This window comes from Spirosoma aerophilum (assembly GCF_054782495.1).
Genome location: NZ_BAAGSJ010000004.1, coordinates 966,665 through 988,347 on the forward strand (window position 1 = coordinate 966,665; position 21,683 = coordinate 988,347).

Sequence of the window (21,683 nt, forward strand, 5' to 3'; positions counted from 1 at the left end):
CTATGAAACCGTTCTTACAACAACTCCACCAGGTGAACCCGCTGCTGTATGCGTTCGGGTGGGTTTGCCTGATGGGGGCGGGTCTGTGCCTGGTTCTGATCCCATTCACTCATACGCAGGTAATGGGCGTGAATGCGTGGTACAAGCCGATGAAATTTTGTCTGTCGACAACGCTGCTGGTGTGGACCATGGGCTGGTACGGGAAGTATCTGGGCCGGTCGGATGCCCTGGTGGCCTATTCGTGGGCAATGATCGGGTTACTGGGTTTTGAGATTGGCTACATCGCCTTGCAGGCAGGACGTGGCCAGTTGTCGCACTTCAATCTGAGCACCCCGCTGCACGCCAGCCTGTATAGCCTGATGGCTATAGCCGCCACGGGCGCGTCGCTCTGGACGGGCTACATCGGCCTGTTGTTATTCCGGGCCGACCTCTCGACCCTGCCCCGTGCTTACGTGTGGGGTATCTACTGGGGCATTGGGCTGTTCGTGCTGTTTTCAATGCAGGGCTTCGCGATGGGCGGTCGGCTGACGCATACCGTTGGCGGCCCGGACGGCAGCCCCGGTCTGCCCATCGTGAACTGGAGCCGACGCTACGGCGACCTGCGTATTGCCCACTTTCTGGGCATGCACGCCTTGCAGGTGCTGCCCTTACTGGGCTTTTACGTCCTCAGGAGCAGCCGGTGGGTTGTGGTGGTGAGCCTGTGCTACGCCCTGCTTACCGCAGCCATTTTTTGGCAGGCCCTACGCGGGAAACCCCTGTTGAGCCGCTTCGGCTACGAGAAAAACACACTACGGGCCCCTGTGTGACCTGTATGATCAGTCAATCAATAATCATTACGACACTCCATTCATCATGCGTCACTTTCTATACAGCATTACACTGTCATTAGCGGCTACCGTTTCGGATGGGCTGGCCCAGCAAGCTGCGCTCCCCGACTCGAACTCCCTAACGACGTTGACTGACCCGGAACGGCAGGAGCTCCACACGCAACTGCAAGCCTCGCTGGAGAAGTTCAACTCGGTAGTTGCCAACTTATCGCCTGGGCAGTTGGCATTCCGGCCCCAACCAGGCACCTGGACACTGGCCGAATGCATCGAACACGTTACTTTGGCCGAGTTGCGCTTCCCGGACATCGTTACCGAAGCGATGCAGCAACCCGCCGACCCGGCTTTCCGGAGAAAAATCAAGATCAAAGATGAGGCCATTCGCCCTCGGATGACGAGCCGAAGCTGGCGGGCCAAATCGCCCGAAGTGTTCCGCCCAACCGGACGTTTTGCCGATGTTACCTTCGCTATCCAAGCCTTGCAGTCACAGCGGAATAAAACGATGACTTACGCAAGCCAGACCTCGGATGACCTGCGCAACCACTATTGGCGGCATCCGCTAACGGGCTACATCGACCTTTATCAAACCCTTTTATTGATGTCAGCGCATCTGGAGCGGCACGTCGCCCAGATGGAGCAAATCAAAGAAGCTGAAGCATTTCCCCGGCCATAGCCCGTTTGGTCAGGTAAGGCGGTCCAGGCAGGTATAGCTGTAACGGCCGTCGGAACCGATTAAGATGATATAGACAAATCCAATTCACAACACATCCCAGTCATGAAAAATATACTTATGCTCACCCTGTTTTGGGGCACCTTCATAACCACACTTTACGGCCAAAACAAGCCAACGTCTGCTAATTTTTACGCGATTGTTGGTGCCAAACAGAATGCATTCAAAAAGCAGTTTGGCTATAATATCAACCCCCAGGTATTTTCGTCGTCCATAGGAGCGGGCAGCACACTTTCTAGAAATAATTACCTTGTTGGAGTAGAGTTTCTTTATTCCGTTGGCACAAGAAATACGGATTTAGAGACAAAACAGTATGTGGGATTTAGTAATACCCTGTTTGCAGGATACAATGTACTGCCCAGTAAGAGTACCTGGCGATTGGAGCCAACCGTGGGATTACTTATCGAGAACAATCAAACTATTTTACAAACGAAGGATAATCAGCGATTTACCAATTTCTCCAATAGCCACCTGGGCATAAACATTGGGACATCGATTCGAAAAATTGGGGCAAACGGTTTGTTTTTTGGTCTGAAAGGGGGATACCTGGTTTCCTTAAATGGCGATACCCAATGGCTTTACAAAGCCACCGGGCGAGAAACGGGCCTGTTTGACCGCATGAATGGCTACTACTTACAACTTCACGTCGGCGGTTTACTAAAGCTGTAACATATCGGTAAAGAGCCTAATCGAAATTTTTGTCCTGATGATTCATAGAATCGCTAAATTTTAAAACTCACCAGGTAGTGTATGGAAAAAGATATCCGACTCAACCAGTTACTCACAGATTACAAGCAATGGCTAACAAACTTGACCGCATCGGTTAGGTTACTTGATGACGATCTGATACAACTTGGGCGACTAAAACAACAGAATCCTGATATGGAACTACTCTTTGACTTTCTGATAGAGTGCAGTACCGCGCGGCAGGCATTCATGAGTGGTCTTCACCAAATGATTTTAAAACGGGTTGACTCTCTGGCCCTTGCGCATGACCTGGCTTTACTGGCCATGTTATGGGGAGCGCATTCGTCTTTAAGACAGGTAATCGAATCCAACCAACTAGCCCTGGATGAAATCAGGTCTCACTACGTGATTTTATTAACCAATCGAAAACCAGTCGATACCCCTTATGACGCCCAGTTAGTTGGGCGTCAATACTTAAATTAAACGTTCGGAGAGGTCACCTGGTTTACTGGGTGTAAAATCTAAACGACTGAAGATAAGGGTTAGACAGGGCGATTTTGCCCATTATTGAACTTCTGCAAGTGTCATCATTTTTGCGCTAAAAAGTACACATTGTAAAGCTCCCTATGTCTAAGAAGATCAGACAACGAACGGGCTCAGTTCAGGGGAAACTTCTCAACGCAATCTGGGGAATAGGGGCTTTAAAGAAGGCCCCAGTTAAACGCATCTACAGGCATGTCTTTTCGTCTCATGTGGTCGCATTTCATGAAACGCTTGTGTAGTATTGTCTGGGCTCAGTTGGTGGCTATTGCCCCGCAGGTATCGCCGGGTGGCTGATGTCATAGTAAGCTGTCCGAATCACCTCCCGAACTGAGCATAAGGTTGCGACAGCAAACTTAGACGACGACTCTTGAACCAATTCATAGCGTGATTTCAGGTCTGTTGGCTGACAATGCTCAACGGGGCCGCCCGGCGGGCTTTTTTTAAGATCTCGCGCTCAGTATTTAGTTGACTAATCCGTTGAAGCAACCGATGCCCAACGTCTGAGCCACACAAGGCACGCTCTGGCCATTAGCAACCTTTTCAGCACGTCGGCCTTGAAAGTAGCGTCGTATTTACGCCGTTTGAGGGGTTTGTTTTTAGGCTGTATGCTCTTGCGAAATCAAACAAGTTCACTGTGCCGACTTAATAGACCATCTCAGCATAGGGATCAAAGTGAACTGGTTCAAGGGGTTCTCATTCCCGACGGGGCAGTTTTACAAGATAGTGAACTAATATGTTGACAGAATTTTGATTATCAGCTCATTACAAACAATTCATTAATTAGGAAATCCTTTTGATAACCTAGATTACTCCTTTAGGCTTATCAGAAACGTGAATTTCTTAGTCGAGTTCTCAATACCCTTTTTGGTAACTTTCTGACCAGCAGTACTCATTAAATTGTAACTCTAAATCCTGTTTTTTAATTATTGACTTTCGGGGTAGGTAGTAGGAGTAAGCAGTATAATTACCTAGTTTTAGACCATCCACTCCCTCTTTCCCATGGACTCCCTGTGCGACTAATCCTTTTCCAATCACTGAGTGTTGGGCAGATAACTTTTTTGAGCCAGGTAAGCGCTGAGTTCATGGCTTTCGGAACCAAATACCTTTCCGAATTCTCATTCGATCTTGCCTGGACTTTTAGACCAAATGGCTCGCTGTCAATTGAAAAAAAGCAGGAGATCCGCTCGACTGATTCCAGGCAGAAACAGCATCAAACGGCGTGTATCCTTCAACCTGAGCAATCTACCTTAGTAAAGCGTCACCAACCAAGTCTCAACCGCTCACCATCATCGGTATGGAAGCGGCTGATTCTTGGTCTCATCACAGCCATTTCCTTAGTAACGATTTCCCGGGCCCAACCAGCCCCAACCCCGGTTATCCTAAGGCAGGTACCCGCGGATGGGTTTCTGCTCAAAGAGGGGTGGCGATTCCACCCCGGTGATAACCCAAAGGGAGCCAGCCCTGATGTAGATGATCGATACTGGGCTGGCATTGATCCAACCAAAGACATTCGGCAATTGCCTCAACTACAACGGGCGGGTATTGGCTGGCTGCGGCTGCACATCCAGGCCGGTCCCGATTTACCACCCCTGATGATTAAGCTGTTCCAATCGGTTGCCTCGGAAATTTACCTGGATGGGCGATTGCTGTATCGTTTCGGCAAGGTCAGTACTAATCCAGATAGCGTACAAGCTTATAATCCTGCGGCTGCGTATAGTTTTCCTCTGACAACCTCCTCTGAACATATACTGGCCCTCCGGATTGCCTGTCAGCCGAGTCAATTTTACTACGCCAACTACCTCAACTGGGATGCGGGAACGGTTCAGTTCTGGTTGTTTCCAACTTATGTTCTACCCGCCATCAAACCGGTTGATGTCGAGTCGATTTACCTGAATACGTTCCGAATCGGCATCGCCTTCATCCTCTTTATTCTGCATCTGAGCCTGTTTTTTGCGCATCCCAGCCAGCGGGCTAACCTTTATGCGGGTGGCATGTATCTGCTGCTGAACATTGGCCTTTTGTCCAGGTTTGCCAACGATTTTACCCACTCCCCTGGCCTGCGGATTCTGGTTTATTATGGATCGCGCATTGATCTGTGGGTGCCAGGACTGGTGGTCCTGACGTTTTATGGCCTATTCAATTTTCGACGGGGGTGGCTCTTTTGGCTGGCAATGGGCAGCATTTGTATTAAGCTTATTCCATTGTCCGCCGATTTTCAGTGGCTGTCTTATCCAATCAATTATTTCCTGCCACTTGAATTGATCCGCCTTTCGCTGGTGGCGATCAGACGTGAGTTGAGGGGGGCTACTATCGTGGCCATCTGCGCGTTCTGTAATCTGGGCTTATGGATTCTGTCGTCCTTCTTATTTTCCCTGCATCTGCCGGGCTATGGCCATGAATGGCTGTTTCATGGGTTTTATTTAGCCAGTTTTCTGTGCTTCCCGCTTACGCTGTCGATTCTGCTGGCACTGGAACATGGCTGGATCAATGGCCAACTGGTTGACCGAATTCGGGAGATTGAGACGCTATCGGCCCAAAACCTGGCACAACAACATGAACGACAGCAACTCCTGGCCCAGCAAAATGAACAGCTGGAACGACAGGTCGCTGAGCGTACCCAGGAACTTCACCAGCAGGCTGACCAGCTTCGAGAGCTTGATCAGGTAAAGTCACGCTTTGTCAATAACCTGACCCACGAGTTTCGTACACCCCTCTCGCTCATTCTATCTCCGGTCGCCAAGTTACTGGAAGAAAAACGGTACGATGGCAAATTATTGACACTGGTCCATCACAGCGCCGATCGGCTCCTGCGGCTTATTAATCAACTCCTCGACCTAGCCAAACTGGAGGGTAATTTCATGCCCGTTTCGCTCATGCAGGGAGACCTGACGGAGTTTGTTCACCAGATTGTCACGCTATTTCAGCGTTCGGCGGAGCAAAAAGGCATACAACTGCGGTATAGTATAGACAGATTATCCCAAGTCGAGTACGCCTTCGATGCGGATAAATGGGATAAAATTCTGACCAATATGCTGGCTAACGCTATCAAGTTTACACCCAGTGGAGGGCAAGTTACCCTGACACTCTCGCCTGTTTGGACGTCCGGCAAAATAACCCAGGTCGCCTTCCGGTTGGTCGATACCGGCATTGGTATTCCTGCTGAAGAACAACCATATGTCTTCGACCGCTTTTATCAGGTGGATAGCTCCAGCACCCGGGCCTACGAAGGGACCGGTATCGGGTTAGCGCTGGTTTATGAACTAGTTGGCCTGCTGGGAGGAACCATCACCCTCCAAAGTGAAGTAAATCTCGGTACGACCTTTTATTGGACCTTACCGATCGAACCGGTATCAACAACCGTTGACTTACCCCACATCCGCTGGTCATCACCTACTTCGAATGCTCCGAAGCAAACGGTGCCACTGGGGGTGGCTCCGAACATCAATCGATCGGTTACTGGCCAATTGATTCCCCGCGTTTTGATTGTCGAAGACAACACCGAACTACGGGAATTTCTGGTGGGGGAATTGTCAGGGGCGTATCAGGTCGTTCAGGCAGAGGATGGGCAGGCTGGCTGGGCATTAACCCAGACCGAACTGCCCGATATTGTCGTTACAGATCTGATGATGCCCCGCATGGACGGGTACCAACTCACCCGGCTGATTAAAGCCAGTGCCGATACAGACCATATTGCGGTGGTAATGCTGACCGCTAAAACGGCTCATCGGAGTCGTTTAGAGGGACTTCAGCAGGGAGCCGACGATTACCTGGCCAAACCGTTTAGCGTAACCGAGCTCCAGGTGCGGTTGGCTAACCTGATTACCCGCCAGCAGAAGTTAGGGGCCTATTACCGGCAACAGTTTGCGCTGACGGAAAAAGGGTTCAGTGCCGTAATGGATGTCGTGCCTGAGCCAATCCGGGACCCCTTTCTGAGCCGGATTTATGGGCTGTTGGAGCAGCACCTGGATGATCCGTCGATTGGTGTGGATTGGCTGGCCGACCAATTGGCCATGAACCGCAAGACATTGTATCGAAAAGTGCAGAGCCAGATCCAGTTATCGCCTACCGACCTGATTCGTCAGTATCGGCTTCGGAAAGCGACCGAACTGCTAAAGTCGGGTAACAACGTAGCGGAAACCGCTAATTTAGTTGGGTACAATTCACCCTCTCATTTCACCCTTATGTTCAAAGAGTTTTACCAGCAAACGCCGACCGAATTTATTGCCAGCCGCGTGAAAAACGCCTGATCTGTACTTTTTTCCGTTTCCAGCGGCAGAATGTCCCCGATCTTACGACATCTGTCCCCAATCATGTAGAGCATCAGCGGGTATTGAGAGACCTTTGAGTTGGCAAAACTTGCTGACTCAATCCCAATCCCTCCATGAGAAAACAACTTACTTTCTTTGCATCGGTCATGCTGATGGTTTGCCTGATAGCAGCTACGCCCCCAGCAAGCAAACTAGCCAAAAGATTACCCCAGTCCGGCGTAGCCCGACCAAACGCGACTGACCGCAGCCCGATACGACCTGACCCTAAGGCGGCAGCCCCGAAAACACCCTTCATCGACCGGCAGAACATGAATCTCGCAGTAAAACCCGGCGACGACTTCTATCAGTATGCCAACGGTGAATGGTTAAAGAAGAACACCATACCAGCGTCAAAGACCAGTTGGGGTAGCTTCGATATCCTGTACGAGAAAAGCCTCAATGCCATGAAATCACTACTCGAAGAGGCTGCAAAAAACCCCGGCCAAGGACGGTTACAACAGATGGTGGGCGATTTCTACGCCAGTGGCATGGATAGTATAGCGATTGAGCAAAAAGGATTTGACCCCATCAAAGCCGACCTTGCTCGTGTAGATCAACTTAAGGATAAAGCCGAGCTGATGAACGAAATTGCCTATCAGCGTGCCCAGGGCAGTACGATGTTTTTTTCTCTTCTTGTGGCGCAGGACAGGAGAAACGTCAATAAATACGTGGTTCAGTTTGTGCAGGGAGGCACCACGCTGCCCGACCGTGATTATTACCTCAAAGCTGATGCGCGCAGCCAGAAAATCCGGGAAGCCTATCGGGATAACCTGACCAAAATGTTTGGCTTGATTGGCGAAGAACCCAGCCGGGCCACGACCAGCGCCGACGCGGTCCTGAAGCTGGAAACAGCCCTGGCCAACGCACAATTGAGCCGCGTAGAGTCCCGTGACCCCATAAAAACGTACAACAAACTGACCGTAGCTGACTTCTCGAAGCAAACGCCCGGCATCAACTGGGCCGCCTGGATGCCTAAACTGGGCATTCCTGAACAAGACACTGTATTGGTTCAAAGCCCATTATTCTACCACGCTGTAGATAGTTTGCTGACAGCAACCCCGGTAGACGCCCTCAAAGCGTACATGCGCTGGAATCTGCTGAAAAGCGCGGCTCCATTCCTGAGCACTCCGTTTGTGAACCAGAACTTTGCGTTCAACAAGGTACTGTCGGGCCAGAAACAACTGACACCCCGCTGGCAGCGCAGGAGCAACCTGATCAACCAATCATTGGGTGAACTATTAGGGCAACTCTATGTGCAACAGTACTTTAAGCCGGAAGCCAAAACACGGATGCTGGTGCTGATTGATAATCTTGAGGCCTCGTTCAAAGACCATATTAACGCTGTCGATTGGATGAGTGTCGACACCAAAAAACGGGCTCTGACCAAATTAGCCTCGTTTAAACGCAAGATCGGCTACCCCGATAAGTGGAAAAACTACGAGGGCGTAACCATCCGGCGCGACGATTTTTATGGCAATGTGCTGGCGACCAGCAAATGGGCGTATACCGACAACGTTAGCCGCCTGGGCAAACCCGTTGATAAAACGGAATGGGGCATGACCCCTCAAACGGTAAATGCGTATTACAGGGCGGTAAATAACGAAATCGCATTCCCGGCGGCTATTTTGCAATTCCCGTTTTTCGATGCAGAGGCTGACGACGCCATTAATTACGGGGGTATTGTCGCGGTGATTGGCCACGAAATGACACATGGGTTCGACGACCAAGGCCGCCAGTACGATGCCGACGGAACCCTGCGCGACTGGTGGACCAAAGATGATGCCGCCAATTTCACCAAACGTGCCGATAAAGTAAAAGAGCAGTTCTTTGGCTTCAGGGTGCTGGATTCGCTAAAAGTGAACGGTCAGCTAACGCTGGGCGAAAACCTGGCTGACCTTGGCGGTCTGGCCATTGCCTACGACGCGTTTAAGAAAACGAAACAGGGGCAGAGTGAAACCAAAATCGACGGATTCACGCCCGACCAGCGGTTTTTCCTATCATGGGCGCAGGTTTGGCGGACTAACATGCTGCCCGAATCGCAGGCTCAACAACTCTTGACCGATACGCACGCACCCGATCAGTTTCGGTGCAATGGTCCACTGACCAATATTGATGCCTGGTATAAAGCGTTCAACGTGCAGCCGGGCGAGAAAATGTATAAGGCTCCTGACCAGCGGATCAAGGTCTGGTAAGAGCAGAGAAAACAAGTTGTCTATCCACACCTCTTTTATACCCCCTTCAACCATGAAAACACCCTTCGCACCAGGCTTGCTGATTCGTTCGTTACTGCTGGCTTCGCTCGGCAGTTTAGTGTCCTGTTCATCGGTTTTACAGGCCAATCGGCTGAGTAGATCATTTCCGCAACAACCAGCCGAAATGGTGGCCGATGTATCCTCTGAACCGGTATCACCCATGGGCGAGGCTCAGCAACTTGGCGCTGAAGCACCGTTCGGTTTTCCGCGCTCAATGCCATCGGGCTACCGATGGACTTTCATTGTAAAGAAAGGCAACCAGAATACCCCCAGCCTCGGAAATTGGGTCGTTACCCCTAATCAATAGCGTTGACGCTCATTCGTATCCGCTTACGTTAAATCACCTTTTACACAAATCACCATGTTCCTCTCCCGATTAATCAGGCAGACCTGTTTTCTACTGATCATTGTCGCCACGACGGCTGTGTCCTTCGCACAATCAGCCGCTGCCCAGCAACGCCAGAATCCATTTTTGTCGCCTTATCTGACACCCCACCAAACGGTGCCGTTCGACAAAATAACCAACAACGACTACCTGCCTGCCCTCCAGGAAGCAGTGGCTCAGGGTCGAAAAGAGGTCGATGCTATCGTTACAAATCCTGAAAAGCCCACGTTTGAGAATACAGTCGTTGCCCTCGACCGCTCCGGCAGTTTGATGAAACGAATTACCCAGGTCATGTATAACCTGAGTGAAGCGGAAACAACGCCTGAACTCCAGAAGATTGTTAAACAGGCATCGCCAATCATTACCGGCTATACCAATGACATTACCCTCAATCCAATACTCTACGCGCGGGTTAAATCGGTTTATGAGCAGCGTGCCCGGCTGAAACTGGATCAGGAAAGCGGTATGTTGCTCGAAAAGTCATACAAGCTGTTTGCCCGAAATGGGGCTAATCTGGACGCAGTGGGTAAGGAACGGCTTCGCGCTATCGACAAGGAAATGGCGCAGTTGTCACTTCAGTTTGGCGAAAATGTGCTGAACGCAACCAATGAATACAGCATGATTATAACCGACGAGAAAGACCTGGCCGGTTTACCCGATTATGTTCGTGAAGCCGCGAAAGTCACCGCGAAAAAGAACGGGCAGGAGGGTTATTTATTCTCTTTACAGGCACCCAGCTACGGGCCGTTCATGCAATATGCCGACAACCGGGCACTTCGCCAGAAGCTATTCATGGCCTTTAACGCACGGGGTTACCATGGGGATAAAAACGACAATTCGGCCATCATAGACAAGATGGTCAATCTGCGCTACGAACGGGCCAGTCTGTTGGGCTACAAAACCCACGCTGATTTTGTGCTGGAAGAACGAATGGCCGGTTCGCGCGAAAAAGTGCAGAGTTTTCTGAATGAATTGGTTACGTATGCCCGTCCGGCCGCTGAGCGCCAGCTGGCTGAATTGACGACCTATGCCAAAACCCACGGATTTACGGACGACAAACTGCAAAACTGGGACAATAGCTACTACTCGGAGAAACTAAAGAAGGAAAAGTATGACCTCGACGATGAGACGCTGAAACCTTATTTTAAGCTGGAAAACGTGCTGAATGGTGTCATGGCGGTGGCCAACAAACTCTACGGCATCACCTTCAAAGAACGTACCGATATTCCGGTCTATAATTCGGAAGTAAAGACGTTCGATGTTTTCGACAAGGACGGTAAATTTCTGGCCGTATTTTATGGCGACTACTTTCCCCGGGCGGGCAAAAGTAGTGGTGCCTGGATGAACTATGTGCAGGGTCAGAAAATTGAGAATGGGCAGAATATCCGGCCACAAGTTCTTAACATCTGTAATTTCACCCGTGCCACAGGCACCAAACCATCGTTATTGACATTCATGGAAGTCATTACCTTGTTTCATGAATTTGGCCACGGCCTGCACGGTATGCTGGCCAACGGTACGTATGAGAGTTTGTCGGGCACAAATGTACCCTGGGATTTTGTGGAGTTGCCCTCCCAATTGATGGAAAACTGGTGCTACGATCCCGAAGCACTCAAACTGTTTGCTAAACACTACCAGACTGGCGAAGTAATCCCCAATGAACTAATTGAGAAAATTCGGGCGAGTCAGAACTTTATGGCGGGCCTGGCTAACCTTAGGCAACTTCGTTATGGCCTGATCGATATGTATTATCACGGTCAGAAGCCAACAGCTGAGTCCATTGGCGTGGTCGAAAATAAAGTTGATTCGGTGACGAATCTGTTTCCCCATGTTAACGGGATAGCTAGTAGTCCGTCTTTCGCGCATATTTTCAACGGAGGTTATTCAGCTGGTTATTACAGCTACAAATGGAGCGAGGTGCTGGATGCGGATGCCTTCGAGTTTTTCAGGGAAAAAGGGGGCCTGGACAATAAAGCGGCCGCCGATAGTTTCCGTAAGAACGTATTGGAGAAAGGCGGCAGTGAAAAGCCAATGGATCTCTATAAGAAGTTCAGGGGCCGCGAACCATCTCCCAAAGCTATGCTGCGACGAAGCGGTTTGATCCTGTAAAGAGTCGTAACCACCCTTACCTATAAACACGCGCCAGGCATCAATACTGCGGCTATGGCCACTACTATTGATGCCTGGTATGAAGCGTTCAATGTGCGTCTGAATCACGACCTTTCGTGCAAACCGGGCCCGAATTGTAATACCTTTCCGGCCCTCTCCTCTTGACTCTCCACCATGCTCCGATTTGTGTTGATTGGCTTGCTTTGCTGTTTGACGATTAGTGCCATCCAGGCGCAATCTATTGTGGCGCGGGACAGCCTGCTGAGAAAGCTAAACGCCTTGCCGGTTACGGCTAATGACACTACGCGAGTGAACGTACTCAATGCTTTAGCCTTTGAATATCGGCTCATTAAACCCGATACGACCTACCTGTTAGCTCAGCAAGCCTATGTGGTTGCCCAAAGACTCAACTATTCGGCAGGGCAGGCACGGGGACTCATTGTCATGTCCAGCGCATTTAGCCAGTTGGGGGATTATGCTAAGTCCTTAAAAATGCTCAATCAAGCCAAACAGCTCTTTATAAAATTAAAAAAACTCAGTAAAGTAGTCGTTGTCTTAAACAATACCGCGTACGTGTACATGCTACAAGGCGAATGGCAAAAAGGCTTATCGAGAATACAGGAATGTTATGCCTTATATAAAACCATACCTCAACCGGATCTAGGTTTGAAGCCCACTATTCTTGCAAACATTGGGGAGTGTTTTTATCAATTGAATCAATTGGATTCTGCAAGTGTGTATCTAAATCAGGCGTTGCCCCTGGCTAAAATTGACCAGCCTACATTGTATGGCCGTATCTTTTATCTGCTAGGGAATGTAGCCTTGGCCAAAGACAACACGAACCAGGCCTATTCCTTTTACCAGCAAAGTATTGGCGTACTAAGTAAAGAAAATTCCTATACACGGCTGAATGAGGCCTACTACCAACTGGCAACATTTTATCAGAAAACCGATCAAAAAGACTCTATTCTTCACTATGCCAAACTGTCCTTACTATATGGCCAAAAAAGTGCATCGCCCAAAGGCATTTTGAAAAGTAGCCAATTCCTGACCAAACTTTACAAAGGCAAAGACGATACAGAAGCCTTGCGGTATTATGAAATCGCAGTGGCCGCTAAAGACAGTTTGTACAGTCAGGATAAAATGAAACAATTAATCTCGCTGACGTTTGAAGAAAAACAACACGCTCAGGAAATAGAAGCCGCTAAAGCTGAATATAGAAGCACTGTTCGAGCCAATATATTCATTGGTCTGTTAGTCGTCTTAGGGATAGTGGCGTTGGTACTTTACCGCAACAATCGGCATAAACAGAAAGCCAATACCTTGCTTGAACGCCAACGCGACGAGATCCACCAGCAACGTACCCAGCTACAGGAATCTCTCGAAACGCTCAAATCCACTCAGACTCAACTGATCCAGAAGGAAAAGATGGCCAGTCTGGGGGAGCTAACAGCAGGTATCGCCCACGAGATTCAGAACCCCTTGAACTTCGTCAACAACTTCTCGGAAGTGAGTGCCGAACTGGTCACCGAACTCGCAGAGGAACAGCACAAACTTGACCGCGATACCGAGCTGGAAGCCGAAATCCTGATTGATTTGAAGCAAAACCTCCAAAAGATTACTCACCACGGGGGGCGGGCCTCGGCCATTGTGCGCGGCATGGTAGAACACTCCCGCAACACCACGGGCGAGAAACGCCCCACCGACCTCAACGCCCTGGCCGATGAATACTTCCAGATCGCTTATCACGGATTGCGAGCCAAAGACAAAAGCTTTAACGCCGAGCAGAAAACGAACTTCACAGCTGATTTGGGGCGCATCGAGGTGGTTCCTCAGGAGATTGGGCGGGTGCTGTTGAACCTGTATAACAATGCCTTTTATGCCGTAAGCGAGAAACAGAAACTCGCCCCATCAGGCTATCAACCCACCGTCACGGTCAGCACCCATCACACTAATGGGCAACTACAGATTTGGGTGAGCGACAACGGGACGGGCATGCCCGAGTTGGTGAAGGCCAAGATTTTCCAGCCTTTTTTTACCACCAAACCCACTGGGGAAGGCACGGGGCTGGGCCTGAGTCTGAGCTACGACATTATTACCAAAGGCCACGGAGGAAGCTTGAGGGTGGAAAGCCAGGAAGGACAAGGCAGTACGTTTGTGATTCAATTACCTGCATTGAGTTAAGCGAGAGTACGATCTCAAAAAAACGCCCCTTTTCTGAAGCATTCATTTGAAAAGGGCCTTCCGAACGGATTACCAACAGAACACAGAACACCAACTAACCAGGGTCCTACATCGGTAAGTAAAGAGTAAAGGTGGCTCCCTGACCGGGTTGACTGCTGGCCGTAATGGCTCCCCCATGATTGGTGACGACTTTCTCACAAATGGCCAGGCCAATCCCCGTACCGGCATACTCGTTCTTACTGTGTAAGCGCTGAAAGACCTGGAAGATGCGATCCAGATACTTATCCTCGAAACCTATCCCATTATCCTTCACATCAATCCGTTGATACTCGACCGCCACCCGACCAGGCTTCACTCCAGCCGGTAAGTCGACAGATGCCACGGGTTGCGCCCATACCTGAATGAGGGGGGGCGTATCAGCCTGGCGAAACTTAAGGGCATTGCTCAGCAGGTTCTGGAATAGCTGGCCTAACTGGGAGGCATCGCCCGTTAGCGTAGGCAGCGGACCCACGTGAACCTGAGCCCCTGTTTGCTGAATCGTCCAGTCCAACGTATTGAGCACACTGGCAACAATGGCCTGCAGCGAAACGGGAGCACTCTGGTCCCGCTGGGTGGAAATACGAGAGTACTCCAGCAGGTCCCGAATCAGCGTTGACATCCGGGAGGCCGCCGTCTGCATTCGCTCCAGATACAAGAGTGCCTCGTCGGTCGAGCCCGTGTAACGCGTTTTCAAGAGATCACCAAACTGCTGGATCTTGCGCAGGGGCTCCTGCAAATCGTGACTGGCAATGTAGGCAAAGGTCTGTAGGTTGGCATTCGAGCGAACCAGCAGGCCATTGGCTTCGGCTAAGGCCTGGTTATTGATCATCAGTTCGTGGTTTGCCGCTGCCAACTCCCCCGTGCGCTGGTGCACCTGACTTTCCAAACTCGCCGACAACTGCCGCAGCTGCTCCTCGCTTTGGCTCAGGGCCCTCTCGGCGCGGGCCCGTTCCAGGGCCGCCCAGGTGCGTTCCGCTGTTTCCTGAACCAGGTCAACTTCAGCCGACGTCCAGGAGCGGGCCTGGCTACTATGTACCGTCAGGGTGGCGACCCACGGCTGTTGTTTAACCAGCGGAACGGTGATATAGGCCCTGATCTGAGCGGCTAGTAGTAGCTCCCGTTCAGCCAGTGTATGAACGGGGTCCTTGGCCACATCGGCAACAACCTGCACCTGACCCGCCGAGTAAGAAACAGGCGGTTTTAGGCCCAGGGGCATCGAGCGAAGCGGCTCCATTCTGCGTGGGGGATGGTGGTCATCGACGGGGCGAATGAGCCCCTCTTGCCCGATCAGCTGGCCAACTTGAACCTGGATATCGCCCAAGTGTTCCTCCAGCAGCCGAACGGCGGTCATTTCGATCTCAACCGGATCCGCTAAGGCGTGTAGCGTATCACTCAGGGCGAGTAAAAAGGTCTGTTTCTCCTGGCTATGGCGTAACGCTGTGGTCAGCTCATATTCCGCCGTCATGTCCAGGTTTGTCCCCATCAGTTCCACGGGGCGTCCCGTCCGGTCGACTACCACATGGAAACGGGAGCGAATATGGTGGACACTTTGATCCGGATGGATGACCCGATAACTCAGGCCGAAGGGTACCCCCCGGGCGATCCCCGCCACCACGTCGGCGTTTGTGGGAGCCAAATCGTCGGGATGTATACTATTCATCTGGGCCTGAGCTACGTTGGCTAGATAACCGGGGACCAGACCGATTAGCTCCGCTCCCCGGTCATCAAGGTAGCCCTCATTGGTGAGCAGGTTCCAACGCCAGGTACCCAGTTGGGCTACGTCCAGAGCCATTTGTAGGCGGGCTTTACTTTGTTGTTGGGATTCCTGGACCTGCCGGCGGGCGGTGATGTCGTCGTAATGGACTATAAACTGGTCATTGCCATAAAAAAAGGCCGTCAGTTCCAACCAACGATCCAGCCCAGGCACGAACTGCTCAAGGCGAATAGTCTGCCTACTATCCATGGCCTGCTGGTAAGTGTCGGCCCAGCCTTGATCAAGCTCGGGGAATACCTCCCGAGCCGCTTTACCAACTGCCTCGGGCGGCTTGACACCGGTGAGTTTCTCAAACGCCGGGTTCAGCTCCAGGAATCGGCAATCAATCAGTTTACCGGTTTGATCCCGGATGGCTTGGCAAAGGGCAAACCCAGTATCTATGGTCTCGATGAGTCGGGGATATTCGTGGGCTGAGGAGTCCAGGGCTTGCGTATTTTCGACAAGGGGGTGACTAAGGGCTGAATCAGCAGGTTTAGCGCGATGTTGTTTGCTCATGTGACAGGCGAAGGGCATCTGATAGCCACCCTAAAGCGAAGCTAAAGGTAGACTTAATTGTCTTTTTACCGGAACAAGTTAGGCTATGGTCTCTAAGGAGTAGGTAGATCAGCTTACTCTTTCAAAAAACGCCCCATTCTTGACGCAGACAGCTGAAAATTGCTCATCTTAGGTAGGGGCCTTTTCTGAGATGCAGCATTACGAGGAAACGAGGCTACTCGATTTATTAGCTAAGTGAGATTATATCCCCATACGGTCAGCACGGTAAGATAATTTCTTTATACAGTACGGCGATGTATACCGCAGCTATGTTTGGTTTACTAAGCACGAACTTGACGATAGTTATCATCGGCTAATAAACAAGTAGCCTTTGATGAACGCCGTTCTGGCAGACGGATGTATTACATGAACAATATAATTTATTGGTTGTAAATAATTTTATTAACGATTTATTACCGGATCGAATCGTATTCGAATCAAGGACAATCGAATCAATGACTCTGAATCATCTAGTCCTGAGTGTAACGGATGTGAACGCCACCGTCACCCTGTTGGAGACTTACTTCCACCTCCAGCGGGCTCCTTTCACTCCCCCAGGCGAGCAAACGGCATTCATGCTTGATGATGCCGGCTCACTGATTAGTCTGTTTAGGGTTGGCAATGCGACATATCAGCCGATTTTCCGGGTGGGCTCTGTGCAGCTTAGCTTTCAGCAGATGGCTAAACCAGTAATCACTTCGGTTACTCTTACTAATTGATTGTTACTCTATGAGCACTCACCATTCCAAGAAAGTACTGATTTCAGGGGCCAGCATTGCGGGGCCCACACTGGCCTACTGGCTGGCCCAATACGGCTTCCAGGTGACCCTGGTGGAGCGGGCCCCGGCCTTGCGCCTGGGCGGCCAGAACATCGACGTCAATGGCCCGGCCCAACTGGTAGCCCGAAAAATGGGCATCGAAGACGCCATCCGGGCTGCCAATACCGGTGAGCTGGGCCTCCAGTTGATTGGGCAGAACGGACAGGTAGCAGCAGCCTTTCCCAAAGAAAATCCCTTCAGTGGCACCAATGAGCTGGAGATTATCCGGGGGGATTTAGTGAGCATCCTCTACGAACATACCAGGCAAGAGGTAACCTATATGTTTGGGGATTCCATCACGGCCCTTCAGCAGCAGCCCGACCAGGTCAACGTCACCTTCGCCAGTGGAAAAACCGACACGTTCCAGTTGGTGATTGCTGCCGACGGGGTGCGCTCGCGAACGCGTCAACTGGTGTTTGGTGAGGAACCCCGCTTCCAGTACCTGGGACTCTACACGGCTTACCTGACCATTCCACGCCAGCCGACGGATAACGACTGGTGGCGCTGGTACACCGCCGTTGCGAGTCGGATCGTGATGCTACGACCCGATAACCAGGGCATGATGCGGGCGTCAGTGGCGTTTCTGGCCGATGAGCAGGCTCACGAGAAGCTCTCGGGGGCCGAGCAAAAACAGGTGCTTAAAGCGAAGCTGGCGGGGGCAGGCTGGGAAACCGAGCGGATCGTCAACGCCCTGGATGAGGCTTCCGACGTGTATTTTGACAAGGTAGGGCAGATCAAAGCCCCCCGTTGGTTCGAGGGGCGGGTAGGCATGATTGGCGATGCGGCCTATTGCCCTACGCCCCTGACAGGAAAGGGCACGACGCTGGCGATGGTGGGAGCCTATCTATTGGCGGGTGAGCTGGCCAGCCAGCCGGATTATCAGGCGGCTTTTGTGGCTTATGAGCAGCGGATGCGCCCCTACGTGGAGGAGGTGCAGAAATTGCCGCCCGGCATCCCTTGGATTGTCTACCCCAAGACGGCGCTGGGGGTGTCGGTGCTGAATACGGTGGCCGGTACGTTTGCCAGTCAGCCAATTCAGAAGCTGGTGCGGCTGTTTAGCTCCAACAAATCCCCGGACGCGAGTCAGGAGGGCGATATTGTTCTGCCTGACTATCGGTAGTGATTTTGGCTGGTCAGAACGTGTGGTTGAAATAGTGTAGCTGGTAAGGCTTGGAACTGCTACAGTTGACTGGACATTAAGTTAAGCCTCATCTAACTTAGTGAACCATAAAAACGACTAGAAACCAGCATTAAACTACTCGGTAATCTTCGCCATCGGTGGGTATTGCCGATCCATGCTCAAATTCATACAGAAAGCTGTTATTGGGATTCCAATTCAGGAACTGCTCTTTCAACATCGGAATACCGACTACGGCTATTTCTTCTGTAGGTTCAAGCAGTGTTCTACCAACAGCTTTTGAGGTTCTACGGTAAAGACCTCGAATGACGGGCCGGTCGGGATGACGAAAACGTGCATAATTTACCTGGACCAGACAAAAGCCGTCAGTAGTTTTTTACCCGATTCGGCATAAACTACTGACGGCTAGATCTCATCAAATTCCCTTACTGCTTCTTCTCCGGCATCAGCACCAGCCGGATCAGGTTCGAACTCAGGTACTGGTTAGCAGCGGCCCTGGTGCTTTCGACGGTCACTTTGTTTAGTTGCTCGTCTTCGTGCAGGACTTCATCGGGGGCATCGCCGTTGTAGTACTGGTTTTGCAGATAGCCCAGCCAGAACTGGTTGTCTTTAAGCTGCACTTCGGTTTCGCGACGGGTTTCGGCTTTGAACTTGGCAATGTCGGCGGGAAGAGCGCCCTTCTCTTTCAGGTTGTTGATTAGTTCCTGCGTTTTGGCAATGAGCTTCTCCACGTTTTCCGGCGCGCAGCCGAAATTGATGCGGAAGGTATAACGCGGCACCGGGTATTTGGCATAAGCCGCACTGGCACTCACGCCATACACGCCACTCTCCTCTTCCCGTAATTTCTCGATCAGCTTGATCTCCAGCACTTCGGCCAGGGCATCCAGTTGAGTCGATGTTGCCGGCGACCAGTTTATGTCACCCGTGTACACCAGTTGCACGGCCGCTTTCGGGTCGAGGCCCCGGTAAACGGTTTTACTGATCTGACCTTTGGGTGCCCGGATACCGAGGTCGTTAAATTTTTCTGACTTACCCGTCGATGGCAGGCCACCGAGGTATTTCTCAACCAGCGGCTTCAGCTGGTCTTCCTTAAAATTACCGACGAAGTAGAACGTGAAATCACCGGCATTGGCGAAGCGTTCCTGATAAATCTTCAGCGCCCGGTCGAGGTCGATGTTGTCCAGATCCTCGGGCTTGAGCGGCTGTCGACGGGGGTTGTTGTTGCCCAGTGTGACGGTTACCGTGTCCTGAAAAACGCCCTGCGGGGTTGGGGTATTGATCCGGTTCTGCAAGGCACTACGCTGGTTCGACAGGAAGCCTTTCACTACATCAGCATCTTTGCGGGGCTGGGTAAAATAGCTGTAGAGCAGCTGCAGGGCCGTTTCCAGGTCTTTCGGGGCCGCGCTTCCGTTGATACCTTCGTTCAGTTCACCCACATACGGAAACACGCTCACCTGCTTGCCCGACAGAAATTTACCGAGCTGAATCTGGTTGTAGGCCCCCGTGCCACCCATGGCCGCCAGCGTAGACGAGAACCGCGCCGACTGGAAGTCTTTCAAATCGTAAAGCGACGTACCGCCGGGGCTGCTGGCCGAAAACAGAATCTGGTCGTTCTTGAAATTCGTTGGCTTCAGCACCACCCGAACGCCGTTTTTCAGCGTCCATTCCGTTACACCAATGTCCTTGATCTGCTTCTCGCTTACAACAGGCGATGCTGTCGGCTGAGTGGTCAGCAAAGGGCTATCCAGCGTTTTGTCTTCGTAAGCCGTCAGGCCCTTTCCGGCAGCGTCGACATAGCTGATGATCTGCTCGACGGTTGGCAATTTAGCCTTATCTTTCTCGGGAGCCATGACAATGACCGCCCGGTTATCGTTGTGGATAAACTGGTCGACCAGCGCGTTCACTTCGTCGAGTTTGATCCCGTCCTGTTCTTTTTTGAGAAAATTGTAGTAGAACTCAATGCTGGTGTAGGGCTCCTTGTCCGTGAAGTTCTGCACATATTCGTTCACGTAATTGACCGAACGCGTTTTATCGCGCTCGCTATAGGCCTGCTCCACATTGGTCATGAACTCCTGCTTGGCGCGCGCCAGCTCCGTTGGGGTGAAGCCAAATTGCTTGACGCGGGCGTTTTCGTCGAGCACCGCCCGGATGGCTTTTTCGACGTTGCCTTCCTTGGCTACAGCGATGGACGTGAAGGCATCGAGGTTACCCAAAAAATCGCTGTAGTTGCTGTAGCCGCCCAGAAATGGCGGATTCGCCTGCTGGGTCAACTCCTGAATCCGGTTGCCGAGCATGGTGTTGAACAAGCCGCGCTTAATGCCCTCGCGTAGATCACCTAATGTTTTCTCTTTGATTTCGGGCCGCTTATAGATCACCTGCACTACCGTGTTCGGCTGTTCGGGGTCCGTAACAATAACGACTTTTGTGTCTTTGTGCGCCGGAATGTCATACTCGGTACGAGGCTTGGGGTTCTTCACCGCCGGTATCCGCCCGAATTTCTGCCGGATGATGCCTTCCACCTGCTTCATATCGAAGTCGCCAACGGCAATAACGGCCATCAGGTCAGGGCGGTACCAGTCTTTATAGAACTGGCGCAACACTTCGGGCTTAAAGGTGGTCAACACCTGTTCGGTACCGATGGGCAGACGCTTGGCGTACTGCGAGTTGTTCAGCAGGATGGGAAAATACTGATCGCGCATCCGCTGACCCGCCCCGCGCCCAAGCCGACGTTCTTCCAGAATGACGCCCCGCTCTTTGTCGACTTCGATGGGGTCGATGGTGGCGTTGTGCGCCCAGTCTTCCAGAATCTGAAAGGCATTGGTAAACACATTGGCCGAATCGGTCGGAACGGGGAGTTGATACACCGTTTCGTCGAAGCCCGTGTAGGCGTTCAGGTCGGCCCCAAAGCGAACCCCCGCCGATTGCAGAAAGTTAACCAGTTCGTTTTTCGGAAAATTCTTGGTACCGTTGAACTCCATGTGTTCCATGAAGTGGGCCAGTCCTTGCTGGTTGTCGTTCTCCAGCACCGACCCCGCCCGGATCACCAGTCGCAACTCCGCCCGGTTTTTGGGCTCGGCATTTTTGCGGATGTAATAGGTCAGTCCGTTTGGCAGCTTCCCGACTTTCACATCCGGATCGAGGGGAATGAGGCTATTGAGGTTGGGCGTTGCCGTCTGGGCTTTGGCAGACGTTTGAGCGGGCTTTGTTGATGATTTAGCTTTGGGCGTGGATTGTGCCAGCACCAGCGTTGCGCTGAGGAATAGACTCAGGCATAAGGGGTAACGTACCATTCGGTCGCTTAAATTGGGTTGTGGTTCTCGGGACAATAATATGGACAATAACGCTACGAAACGTGGAAT

The 21,683-nt window shown here is 51.5% G+C and carries 13 protein-coding genes; 11 read left to right on the plus strand and 2 right to left on the minus strand.

The genetic code is table 11. The features are described from left to right. Window positions 1-2 precede the first annotated feature (2 nt). The 9 genes from ACYVK4_RS05945 (at window position 3) to ACYVK4_RS05985 (ending at window position 14,021) form a co-directional block, all read left to right on the plus strand. A complete protein-coding gene (locus tag ACYVK4_RS05945; RefSeq protein WP_461126555.1) occupies window positions 3-806 on the plus strand; it encodes a hypothetical protein in 804 nt (267 codons plus the stop codon). Between the two features lie 46 nt (window positions 807-852). Continuing rightward, a complete protein-coding gene (locus ACYVK4_RS05950; protein WP_461126556.1) occupies window positions 853-1,497 on the plus strand; it encodes a DinB family protein in 645 nt (214 codons plus the stop codon). A gap of 102 nt (window positions 1,498-1,599) precedes the next feature. Then, window positions 1,600-2,223 (plus strand): hypothetical protein, encoded by a 624-nt coding sequence (locus tag ACYVK4_RS05955; RefSeq protein WP_461126557.1) that lies wholly within the window; start codon window positions 1,600-1,602, stop codon window positions 2,221-2,223. An 81-nt stretch (window positions 2,224-2,304) separates the two neighbouring features. Further along, a complete protein-coding gene (locus tag ACYVK4_RS05960; protein WP_461126558.1) occupies window positions 2,305-2,724 on the plus strand; it encodes a hypothetical protein in 420 nt (139 codons plus the stop codon). Between the two features lie 1,142 nt (window positions 2,725-3,866). Next, entirely contained in the window at window positions 3,867-7,031 is a 3,165-nt protein-coding gene (locus tag ACYVK4_RS05965) for a hybrid sensor histidine kinase/response regulator transcription factor (RefSeq protein ID WP_461126559.1), read from the plus strand. A 134-nt stretch (window positions 7,032-7,165) separates the two neighbouring features. After that, entirely contained in the window at window positions 7,166-9,283 is a 2,118-nt protein-coding gene (locus ACYVK4_RS05970) for a M13 family metallopeptidase (protein ID WP_461126560.1), read from the plus strand. Between the two features lie 52 nt (window positions 9,284-9,335). After that, window positions 9,336-9,650 (plus strand): hypothetical protein, encoded by a 315-nt coding sequence (locus tag ACYVK4_RS05975; protein WP_461126561.1) that lies wholly within the window; start codon window positions 9,336-9,338, stop codon window positions 9,648-9,650. Window positions 9,651-9,704: 54 nt separating this feature from the next. Further along, a complete protein-coding gene (locus ACYVK4_RS05980; RefSeq protein ID WP_461126562.1) occupies window positions 9,705-11,837 on the plus strand; it encodes a M3 family metallopeptidase in 2,133 nt (710 codons plus the stop codon). A 174-nt stretch (window positions 11,838-12,011) separates the two neighbouring features. Further along, complete coding sequence (locus ACYVK4_RS05985; RefSeq protein ID WP_461126563.1) at window positions 12,012-14,021, plus strand: tetratricopeptide repeat-containing sensor histidine kinase; 2,010 nt, start codon at window positions 12,012-12,014, stop codon at window positions 14,019-14,021. A gap of 106 nt (window positions 14,022-14,127) precedes the next feature. On the opposite strand, the gene ACYVK4_RS05990 is transcribed toward ACYVK4_RS05985, so the two are convergent. After that, entirely contained in the window at window positions 14,128-16,329 is a 2,202-nt protein-coding gene (locus ACYVK4_RS05990; RefSeq protein WP_461126564.1) for an ATP-binding protein, read from the minus strand. 494 nt (window positions 16,330-16,823) lie between these two features. Between ACYVK4_RS05990 and ACYVK4_RS05995 the strand changes: the two genes are divergently transcribed. Together ACYVK4_RS05995 and ACYVK4_RS06000 are read left to right on the plus strand one after the other, a co-directional pair. Then, window positions 16,824-17,087: a hypothetical protein gene (locus ACYVK4_RS05995; protein ID WP_461126565.1), complete on the plus strand. Its 264-nt coding sequence runs from the start codon at window positions 16,824-16,826 to the stop codon at window positions 17,085-17,087. A 10-nt stretch (window positions 17,088-17,097) separates the two neighbouring features. Continuing rightward, entirely contained in the window at window positions 17,098-18,306 is a 1,209-nt protein-coding gene (locus ACYVK4_RS06000) for an FAD-dependent monooxygenase (protein WP_461126566.1), read from the plus strand. 443 nt (window positions 18,307-18,749) lie between these two features. Here the strand turns inward: ACYVK4_RS06000 and ACYVK4_RS06005 are convergent, their stop codons facing one another. Further along, entirely contained in the window at window positions 18,750-21,614 is a 2,865-nt protein-coding gene (locus ACYVK4_RS06005) for a M16 family metallopeptidase (protein ID WP_461126567.1), read from the minus strand. Between the last annotated feature and the right edge of the window lie 69 nt (window positions 21,615-21,683).